At 70.2% G+C, this 9,223-nt stretch carries 7 protein-coding genes and 1 pseudogene; 1 reads left to right on the plus strand and 7 read right to left on the minus strand.

Annotation, left to right across the window (positions count from 1 at the left end):
- Positions 1-18 precede the first annotated feature (18 nt).
- From LY625_RS13195 to LY625_RS13215, 5 genes are all read right to left on the minus strand, one after another.
- Positions 19-1,644 carry an electron transfer flavoprotein-ubiquinone oxidoreductase gene (locus LY625_RS13195; protein ID WP_233740775.1) on the minus strand — a complete coding sequence of 542 codons (1,626 nt, stop codon included), beginning with the start codon at positions 1,642-1,644 and terminating at the stop codon, positions 19-21.
- A gap of 79 nt (positions 1,645-1,723) precedes the next feature.
- Complete coding sequence (locus tag LY625_RS13200) at positions 1,724-2,419, minus strand: ABC-type transport auxiliary lipoprotein family protein (RefSeq protein ID WP_233740776.1); 696 nt, start codon at positions 2,417-2,419, stop codon at positions 1,724-1,726.
- Positions 2,416-3,348 carry an MlaD family protein gene (locus tag LY625_RS13205; protein WP_233740777.1) on the minus strand — a complete coding sequence of 311 codons (933 nt, stop codon included), beginning with the start codon at positions 3,346-3,348 and terminating at the stop codon, positions 2,416-2,418. The genes LY625_RS13200 and LY625_RS13205 overlap by 4 nt, the downstream gene beginning before the upstream one ends.
- Positions 3,348-4,157: an ATP-binding cassette domain-containing protein gene (locus LY625_RS13210; protein ID WP_233740778.1), complete on the minus strand. Its 810-nt coding sequence runs from the start codon at positions 4,155-4,157 to the stop codon at positions 3,348-3,350. The genes LY625_RS13205 and LY625_RS13210 overlap by 1 nt, the downstream gene beginning before the upstream one ends.
- Positions 4,154-5,266 (minus strand): ABC transporter permease, encoded by a 1,113-nt coding sequence (locus LY625_RS13215; protein WP_233740779.1) that lies wholly within the window; start codon positions 5,264-5,266, stop codon positions 4,154-4,156. Before LY625_RS13215 ends, LY625_RS13210 begins: the two co-directional genes overlap by 4 nt.
- 273 nt (positions 5,267-5,539) lie before the next feature.
- Between LY625_RS13215 and LY625_RS13220 the strand changes: the two genes are divergently transcribed.
- Positions 5,540-6,736, plus strand: a complete 1,197-nt coding sequence (locus LY625_RS13220) for a threonine/serine exporter family protein (RefSeq protein WP_233740780.1) — start codon at positions 5,540-5,542, stop codon at positions 6,734-6,736.
- Positions 6,737-6,859: 123 nt separating this feature from the next.
- Here the strand turns inward: LY625_RS13220 and LY625_RS13225 are convergent.
- Both LY625_RS13225 and LY625_RS13230 read right to left on the minus strand, forming a co-directional pair.
- A pseudogene (locus LY625_RS13225) lies at positions 6,860-7,234 on the minus strand (H-NS histone family protein); the annotation flags it as partial.
- 141 nt (positions 7,235-7,375) lie between these two features.
- Positions 7,376-9,085 (minus strand): proline--tRNA ligase, encoded by a 1,710-nt coding sequence (locus LY625_RS13230; protein WP_233740781.1) that lies wholly within the window; start codon positions 9,083-9,085, stop codon positions 7,376-7,378.
- Positions 9,086-9,223: the final 138 nt, after the last annotated feature.

The raw sequence follows: 9,223 nt of genomic DNA on the forward strand, positions 1-9,223 counted from the left end.
TCCACTCGTTCCTCGCCCTCACAGGTTCTGGTAATTCGGCCCCGCCCCCCCCTCCGGCGTGACCCAGGTGATGATCTCGTACGGATCCTTGATGTCGCAGGTCTTGCAGTGCACGCAGTTGGCGGCGTTGATCTGCAGTCTGCGTCCGCCTTCGTCCTCCACCATCTCGTACACGTTGGCGGGGCAGAAACGGGTGCAGGGGTTGCCGTATTCGATCGTGCAGCGCTCCACGCAAATGGAGGTGTCGTGCACGATCAGGTGGACCGGCTGGTCCTCGTCGTGGTCGGTGGCGGCGTAGTAGACGCCGGCCAGGCGGTCGCGCGGGGGCAGCTCGCGCGGGCCCCAGCCGCGGTCGGGGGACTCGTACTCGGCCAGTTTCTCCAGCGAGCTCCAGTCGGCCCTGTTCTTCAGCGTCCACGGGGAGCGCCCGCCGGTGATGGTTTCCCAGCCGGCGTTGAGCATGCCCATCCACAGGCCCTTCTTGAAGCCGGGCTTGATGTTGCGCACGGCCTTGAGCTCGGCCATGACCGCGCTGTCGCGCAGCTTGGCGTCGAAGCCTTCGGGTGCCAGCGCGTTGCCGACCAGGTGCTCGGCGGCGAGCATGCCGCTGCGGATCGCCTGGTGGGTGCCCTTGACCTTGGGCACGTTGAGCAGGCCGGCGGTGTCGCCGATCAGCAGGGCGCCGGGCATTTCCACCCGCGGCATGGACTGGTAGCCGCCGGTGGCGATCGCGCGGGCGCCGGCGGAGATGATCTCGCCGCCTTCCAGCAGCGGCTTGACCATGGGGTGGTGCTTGAACTGCTGGAACGCCTCCCAGGGCTTGTAGTTGGGGTCCTTGTAGTCCAGCCCGGTGACGTAGCCGATGGCGATGCGGCCCTTGTCCAGGTGGTAGATGAAGCTGCCGCCGTAGGTGGCGCTGTCGGCCGGCCAGCCGAAGCTGTGGACGATCTTCCCGGGGCTGACGCGGTCTTCGGGGACCTGCCACAGCTCCTTGATGCCGATCGAGTAGCCCTGCGGGTCGGAGTCGGCGTCCAGGTCGAAGCGCTTGACCAGGCGCTTGGTCAGGTGGCCGCGGGCGCCCTCGGCCAGCACGGTCACCCTGGCGTGGATGTCGATGCCCTGGGTGTAGTTCGGCTTGTGGCTGCCGTCCCTGGCCACGCCCATGTCGCCGATGCGCACGCCGATGACCTTGCCGTCCCCGTCATGCAGGGTCTCGGCGGCGGCGAAGCCGGGGAACACGTCGACCCCCAGCGCCTCGGCCTGGGGCGCCATCCAGGCGCACATCGCGCCCAGGCTGACGATCACGTTGCCGTGGTTGTTCATGCCCGGCGGGATCACCGGGAGCTTGTGGCCGCCGTCCCTGGTCAGCAGCCAGAACTCGTCTTCCTTCGCGTCCACGCACACCGGCGGCGGGTTGTCGCGCCAGTTCGGGAGCAGGGCGTCGAGCGGGCCGGTCTCGATCACCGCGCCGGACAGGATGTGGGCGCCGATGGTCGCGCCCTTTTCGATCACGCAGACGTTCAGGCCGGGATCGAGCTGCTTGAGCCGGATCGCGAATGCCAGCCCGGCCGGGCCGGCACCGACGGTGACGACGTCGTACTCCATCACGTCGCGTTCGGTCTCGGGGGCGGTCTGCTCGGTCATGGCGGGCTCCTGCGGGTGACCGGGCATTGTCGCGGGTTTGGGCGGGGGCGCCAAATGGGCGGCCCTCGGCCGTCGCCGGTCAGCGGGCCGGGACCGGAACCGGGACCACCGGCACCACGACCGGCCTGGCGGCGGGGGCCGGTTCCGGATGCACGTGGCCATGGGCGGCGCCGCTTTGCAGCACCCAGCCGACCAGCTCGGCGGTGACGGTGGCCAGCGACTGCTCGAAGGCGTCCACCACGTCGACCACCGCGGTGCTGGCGGCGGGGACGGCCTGCCGGAACGTGCGCGCGGCGACCACGCGCTGGTCCCGGGTGTGCAGGAGCTTGGCGTTGAGTTCGATGCGGGCGGACGGGACCGGCTGGCCGGCGTAGTCGGACTCGAAGCGGCGCAGGTCCAGCACCAGCTTGTACTCGGCACCGATGCCGCTGCCCTGGCGGGCGATGGCGGGAATGCGGCCGGAGTCCTCCATGGTGCGCAGGATCGCGTCCTCGACCATGTCGGTCGGCATCTTGCCCCAGGCCGCGCCCTTGTAGACCTGCATCTCGTGCCCGGCCGGCCGGACCGCGATGCGCAGGCTGTCGGTCAGCCGCGAGGCGTCGGCGTTGCCCAGGGCGAGCTGCCAGTCCACGTTCGGCCAATCCGGCCGGGCCTCCACGCGCGGATCGAGGACGTAGACGGTGGCGCGCCTGTCGTTGCCGCCGCCGCCGAGGAGCGCGCAGGCGGACAGCGCCAGCAGCAGGAAGGCGGCGAGGGGAAGCTTGATCATCTTCATTCGGGCTCGAACTCCTTCGGCGCGTCGCGGCCCAGCAGGTAGCCGGTGGGGTTGTTGTCCAGCCGGTCGCTGATCCGGCTCAGGTCGCGGACCAGGCTGCGCACCTCGCCCAGGGTCGGGCCGAGCTGGGCCAGGCCGTCGTTGGCGAAGCTGTTGATGGCGGCGCGGTTCTCGTTGACCAGGCCGTTGGCACCCTGGGCGGCGGAGTCCAGTTCCACCAGCGCGGTATCCAGCCGGTCGACCAGCGCCGGCAGGCGCTGGATCACGTCGCGGTCGATGTCGGCGATCGCGCGGTCGGTGCGTTGCAGGGTCTGCTGCAGCTGTTCGCTGGCGGCGCGGGCGTTGACCATGATCTCGCGCACGTCGTCGCGCTGTTCGGCGATCGTCTCGGTGAGCAGGCGGACGTTGTCCAGCGAGGCCGAGACCCGCTCGATGTTCTCCTGGCTCAGCAGCTGGTCCATGCGCGCGACCAGGCGGTTGGCGGTGTCGGCGATGTTCTGCAGCGCGGACGGCTCGGTCTGGATCACCGGCCAGGGCGCGCGGCCGTCGTAGACCTCGTCCAGCCGCGGGGCTTCGGGGCTGCCGCCGGTGAGCTGGATGAACGGGCTGCCGGTCAGCCCGGACATCGACATCTTGGCCCGGGTGTCGCTCTTGACCGGCGCGCGGGCCTGGACCCGCAGCAGGGCGCGCACCCGGCGCGGGTCGTCGGGGGCCAGGCTCAGGCGCTCCACGGTGCCCACGGCGATGCCGTTGTACTGCACCGCGCTGCCCTCGCTCAGGCCGGTGACCGGCTCGTCGAAGACCACCAGGTACTCCTGCCAGCTGCGCTCCGACGACCAGTTCGCGCCCCACAGCGCGAACAGCAGCAGGAACACGCTGACCATGATCGTGAACGCGCCGATCAGGACGTAGTTGGCCTTGGTTTCCATCAGCAGCTTGCCTCGGCGGTGCGCCCACCGGCGTCCGTGTCCCTTGCGGCACGGGCGCGTGGGCCGTGGAAGTACTCGCGCACCCAGGGGTGGTCGAGCTGTTCGATCTCGGCCAGCGGCGCGCAGGCGATCACCCGCTTGTCGGCCAGCACCGCGACCCGGTCGCAGATAGCGTAAAGGGTGTCCAGGTCGTGGGTGATGAGGAACACGGTCAGCCCCAGCGCCTGCTGCAGGGTGCGCACCAGCCGGTCGAAGGCGGCCGCGCCGATCGGGTCCAGCCCCGCGGTCGGCTCGTCCAGGAACAGCAGCGGCGGGTCCATCGCCAGCGCCCGGGCCAGGCCGGCGCGCTTGCGCATGCCGCCCGACAGCTGCGAGGGCAGCTTGTTGACCGCATCCGCGGGCAGGCCCGCCAGTTTCACCTTCAGCAGCGCGAGCTCGTACCGCAGGGTCTCGGGCAGGCCGGGCTGGTGTTCCTTGAGCGGCACCTGCACGTTCTCGCCGACGGTCAGCGAAGAGAACAGCGCCCCGTCCTGGAACAGCACCCCGCTGTTGCGCTCGATTCGCAGGCGCTCGGCCTCGGAGGCGTTGAGCGCATCGACGCCCAGCACCTCGACCTGGCCGCCGGTGGGCGTGCGCAGGCCGATGATCGAGCGCATCAGCACCGACTTGCCGCTGCCCGAGCCGCCGACCACGCCGATGATTTCCCCGCGCCGCACGTCCAGGTCCAGGCCGTCGTGGACCACCTGCGAACCGAAGCGGTTGACCAGCCCGCGCACGCGGATGACCGGATCCGGGATCCCGCCGCTCACCAGCCCATCTCCATGAACCACATCGCGGCGAAGGCATCCAGGATGATCACCACCGAGATCGACTGCACCACCGAGGAGGTGGTCCGCTCGCCGACCGACTGCGCGGTGCCGGTGACCTGCAGGCCCTCCAGGCAGCCGATCAGCCCGATCAGCATCGCGAACACCGGGGCCTTGGCCAGGCCGACCCACATGTGCTTGAGGTCCATGGTGTCCTGCATCCGCGCCAGGTACTGCTGCGGCGGGATGTCCAGGCCGAAGGCGCCCACGCTCAGCCCGCCCAGCAGGCCGGCGATCATGCCCAGGAAGGTCAGCAGCGGCAGCATCACCAGCAGCGCGGTCACCCGCGGGATCACCAGCAGGTCGACCGGGTCCAGGCCCAGGGCGCGGATCGCGTCGACCTCCTCGCGGCTGACCATCGAGCCGATGTGCGCGGTGAAGGCGCTGGCGGTGCGGCCGGCGAGGATGATCGCGGTCAGCAGCACCGCGAACTCGCGCAGGAAGGAGATGGTGACCAACTCGACCACGAACTGGGTGGCGCCGAAGTCGCGCAGCACGTTGGCGCCCAGGAAGGCGATCACCGCCCCCACCAGGTAGCACAGCAGGGCCACCAGCGGCACCGCGTCCAGCCCGACCTGCTCCATGTGGTGCACGGTGGGGGTCAGGCGGAAGCGCCCGGGCTGGCGGACCAGCCGGGCCATCTTGACCAGCACCTCGCCGAGGAAGGCGACCAGCGCCAGCACTTCCCCCCAGTTGCCGTGCACCGCCCGGCCGAGGCGGGCCAGGGCCTCGGCGACGCCGTACTCGCGTTTGCGCCGGGGGCGGTCGTCGGCGACATCGCCGATCGCGGTGACCAGCGGCTGGTGCTCGTCGTTGAAGTGGAAGGCGCCGGCGTCCAGCCCGCGGTGTCGGGCGAAGCGCATCAACTGCAGTACGCCAAGGGAATCGAGCCGGTCCACGCCGGTGGCGTCGACCGCCTGCAGCCCATCCGGGGCGGCCTTGAGTGCCTGGGCGACCGACTCGGCCTGCGCCAGGGTCCACTGGCCGGTGAGGCGCGCGGCGCCGGCATCCTGGCCGGTTTCAATGCGGGGCTGTAGGTCGCGCTCGCTCATGCTGGACCGAGCATACCGGCGCGCCGTGATGCTGTCCGCCATCCCGGACGCGTGCCATGCTACGGCGCGATGGAAACCCCGTCCCCGTACCCCCCGCAGGCGACCCCGCCCGAATCCGACCCGTGCCCGCCGGGCGCCCCGCCCGGCGCCAATCCGCTGCTGGCGCCTTCGGCCGCCGGAGCGGGCGTTCCCGCGGTCGCCTCGGTCGAGGATCCAACCACCGCCGGCAACCGCCCGCTGGCCTCGCTGGGCTATGGCGAGCGGGTGGCCTTCATGGTCGAGCTGGCGACCCGCCTGCACCGCTACGGCACCACCGCCCAGCGCCTGGAGGCGGCCCTGCTGGACGTGGCCGCGCGGCTGCGGCTGGAGTGCGAGCCCTGGTCCAGCCCGACCGCGCTGATCCTGTCCTTCAGCGATCCGCAGCGGGTCGCCGGCTCCAGCGACATCACCCGCGTGGTGCGCCTGTCGCCCGGCGACAACGACCTGCACCGGCTGGCCGAGACCGACCGCATCGCCGAGGCGCTGGTCGCCGGCGAGCTCGACGTGGCCAGCGCCTTCGCCGCGTTAAAGGCGCTGGACGTGGCCCCGACCTGGCGCGGTCGGCTGCTGGAGGTACTGGGGGCGGGGCTGGTGTGCGCCGCGCTGGCGGCGCTGCTGCGCCTGCCGTGGCTGGAGATCGGGGTCGCCGGCTTCAACGGCCTGCTGATCGGCGGCCTGCTGCAGGGGGCGATGACCCGGCCGTGGCTGCGGGATGCCTCCGATGCGCTGCTGGCGATGTTCGTCACCCTGGTGGCGGTGCTGGTGGCCAGCCTGGTCGCGCCGATCAACCAGAACACGGTGATCATCGCCTCGCTGATCCCGCTGCTGCCGGGCCTGACCCTGACCAACTCGGTCAACGAGCTGACCAGCGGGCACCTGGTCTCGGGCACGTCGCGTTTTGCCGGCGCGGTGACCACGGTGGCGAAACTGGCGGTGGGAACCGCGATCGCCCTGTACCTGACCAGGCTGGTCGGCCTGGACCCGCAGGTGCGCGCCTGGCGCCCGCAACCGGACTGGGTGGAATGGAGCGCCCTGGTCGCGGCCTCGCTGGCATTTGCGGTCGCCTTCCGCGCCGAACTGCGCGATTACCCGGTGGTGATGGCCGCCGCTGCCGCCGGTTACCTGATCTCGCGCCACGGCGACCTGGCCTGGGGCGCGCCGGTGGGAATCTTCCTGGCGGCGATGGCGATGACCGCTGCCGGCAACGGCTATGCCCAGCTGACCGGCCGCCCGGGCGCGATCGTGCGGGTCCCCGGGATCATTTTGCTGGTTCCCGGAAGCGCCAGCCTGCGCGCGCTGCTCAGCCTGTTGCAGCAGCAGGACGTGAACGTCGGCGAGGAAGCGATCCTCGGGGTGATGAACATCCTGCTGGCCCTGCTGGCCGGATTGCTGCTGGGGAATCTGCTGCTGCCGTCGCGGCGGCATCTCTGAGGGCTTCCTTTCTCCCGCATGCGGGAGAAGGTGCCATCAAAAGCCCCTCACCCCTGCCCTCTCCCGCAAGCGGGAGAGGGGGGGCAAAGTGAAACGCCGGCTTTCGCCGGCGTTTCGTCATTCTTTTTCGATCAGGAAGTCTTCGACCTTGCGGCCCTCGGCGGTGAGGGCGGCCAGCCAGCGCGGTTGGCGGCCGCGGCCGGTCCAGGTCTCTTCGGGATTGGCGGGGTTGCGGTACTTCGGCGGCACCTTGCCGAGCTTGCGGGCCTTCTTGGCCACGCCGCGGGTGCCGCGTGCCGGGGCGGCGGTGGCCGCGGTGCCGGTACCGGTGCCGAACAGTTCCTCGATGCTGTAACCCTCGGCCTTGGCCTGCTGGGTCAGCTTGCGGCGGACCTGGGCGACCGGCTTGCGCTTGGCGAGGGTGGTCTTGCGCTTCTTCGCCTTGCTGATGAGGGTTTCAAGCTCGCGTGCGGAAAGGGAATTGATATCGATTGCCATACCGGTCTCCGGAAAACAGGGGAAACAGCCCGGCCAAAGCGGCCGCGCGCCATGGTAAGGGTATTTGCCGCCCGCGGTAAATGACCGCATCGATATGGGGCCGGTTATGCAAAACCAACCCGGGAAAACCCCGGGGCGTGGTCAGGCGCCGATTCGCGCCAGTACCCCGGCGCGATCGAGGTTCTCGGCCTCGCTCGCAGTACGGTGGCGGTATTCGAAGGTTCCCGCCTCCAGCCCGCGGGCGGACACCACCACCCGGTGCGGAATGCCGACCAGCTCGATATCGGCAAACATCGCGCCGGGCCGCAGGCCGCGGTCGTCCAGGGCGGTTTCGATGCCGGCGGCGCGCAGTTCCCCGTAGAGCGACTCGGCCGCCGTGGTGACCGCCGGGTCGTTCTTGGGGTTGATCATGCACACCACCGCCTGCCACGGCGCCATCGCCGCGGGCCAGGTAATGCCGTTGTCATCGTGGTTCTGCTCGATCGCCGCGGCGACGATGCGCGACACGCCGATGCCGTAGCAGCCCATGGTCGGCACCGCGGCCTTGCCATTGGAATCGAGTACCGTGCAGTCCATTGCCCCGGCATAGGCGCGGCCGAGCTGGAAGATATGCCCGACCTCGATGCCGCGGGCGATCGCGAGCGTGCCCTGGCCGTCGGGCGAGGGGTCACCGGCGACGACGTTGCGGATATCGGCAACCCGGTCGGGTTCGGGCAAGTCGCGGCCCCAGTTCACGCCGGCAATATGGAATCCATCACGGTTTGCGCCGACCACGAAATCGGCCATTGCCGCTACCGTGCGGTCGGCCACCACCGTGACCGGCTTGCGCGGCGCCACCGGCCCGAGGAATCCCGGCGCCGCGCCCAGGTATTCGGCGATTTCCGCCTCGTTGGCCATCCGGTACCCGGCCAGGCCCGGCAGCCGGGCCAGTTTGAGTTCGTTGGGCGTGTGGTCGCCGCGCAGCAGCGCGACCACGAAACCGTCTTCGCCCATCAGCGCCAGCGTCTTGACCGTGCGCTCCAGCGGAATCCCCATCAGCGCGGCAACCGCCTCGCAGGTGCGCTGGGTGGGGGTTTCCACCTCGTGCATGGATTCGGCCGCGGCCGGGCGCGCGCCCGGCGCGGTCGCCTCGGCCAGTTCGACATTGGCCGCGTAACCGGAATCGTCCGGGCCGCCCACCGCATAGGCGATCGCGTCCTCGCCGGAATCGGCCAGCACGTGGAACTCATGCGAGGCGCTGCCGCCGATCGCCCCGGTGTCGGCGAATACCGCGCGGAAATGCAGGCCCAGGCGCTCGAATATGCGGCTGTAGGCCTGGTACATCACCTCGTACTGGCGCTGCAGGTCGGCCTCGTCGAGGTGGAAGGAATAGGCATCCTTCATCAGGAACTCGCGCGAGCGCATCACCCCGAAGCGCGGGCGGATCTCGTCGCGGAACTTGGTCTGGATCTGGTAGAAACACGCCGGCAGCTGCTTGTAGCTGGCCAGCTCGTTGCGCGCGAAGTCGGTGATGACCTCCTCGTGCGTCGGCCCGTAGCAGTACCAGGCCTCCTTGCGGTCCTGCATCTTCATCAGCTGGCCGCCGAACTTCTCCCAGCGGCCGGTTTCCTCCCACAGCTCGCGCGGCTGCACGGTCGGCATCAGCATCTCGATCGCGCCGGCGGAATTCATTTCCTCGCGCACCACCGCCTCGACCCGGCGCAGCACCCGCAGTCCCAGCGGGGTCCAGGTGTACAGGCCGGAGGCAAGCTTGCGGATCATGCCGGCCTTGAGCATCAGCTTGTGGCTGACGAGCTCGGCTTCGGCGGGGATTTCCTTGCTGGTGCGTAGGTGGAATTGCGACAGGCGCATGGCGGGGGAGGGGTTGAACGGGGAAAGCGGCCATTCTGGCATGCCCCCGTCATCCCCGCGCACGCGGGGAGCCATGGACGTTGGGGTTTTCCGGGGAGGCGTGGTCCTCCGGAGCTTTCGCGGGGGAGCCGGCAGCCG

The organism is Lysobacter sp. GX 14042, assembly GCF_021390425.1.
Lineage (GTDB): Bacteria > Pseudomonadota > Gammaproteobacteria > Xanthomonadales > Xanthomonadaceae > Novilysobacter.

What these genes read in the sequence shown, in the direction of transcription:
- LY625_RS13195 (WP_233740775.1), bottom strand. Translation starts at nt 1,644, where the DNA reads ATGACCGAGCAGACCGCCCCCGAGACCGAACGCGACGTGATGGAGTAC.
- LY625_RS13200 (WP_233740776.1), bottom strand. Translation starts at nt 2,419, where the DNA reads ATGAAGATGATCAAGCTTCCCCTCGCCGCCTTCCTGCTGCTGGCGCTG.
- LY625_RS13205 (WP_233740777.1), bottom strand. Translation starts at nt 3,348, where the DNA reads ATGGAAACCAAGGCCAACTACGTCCTGATCGGCGCGTTCACGATCATG.
- LY625_RS13215 (WP_233740779.1), bottom strand. Translation starts at nt 5,266, where the DNA reads ATGAGCGAGCGCGACCTACAGCCCCGCATTGAAACCGGCCAGGATGCC.
- LY625_RS13220 (WP_233740780.1), top strand. Translation starts at nt 5,540, where the DNA reads ATGGTCGAGCTGGCGACCCGCCTGCACCGCTACGGCACCACCGCCCAG.
- LY625_RS13230 (WP_233740781.1), bottom strand. Translation starts at nt 9,085, where the DNA reads ATGCGCCTGTCGCAATTCCACCTACGCACCAGCAAGGAAATCCCCGCC.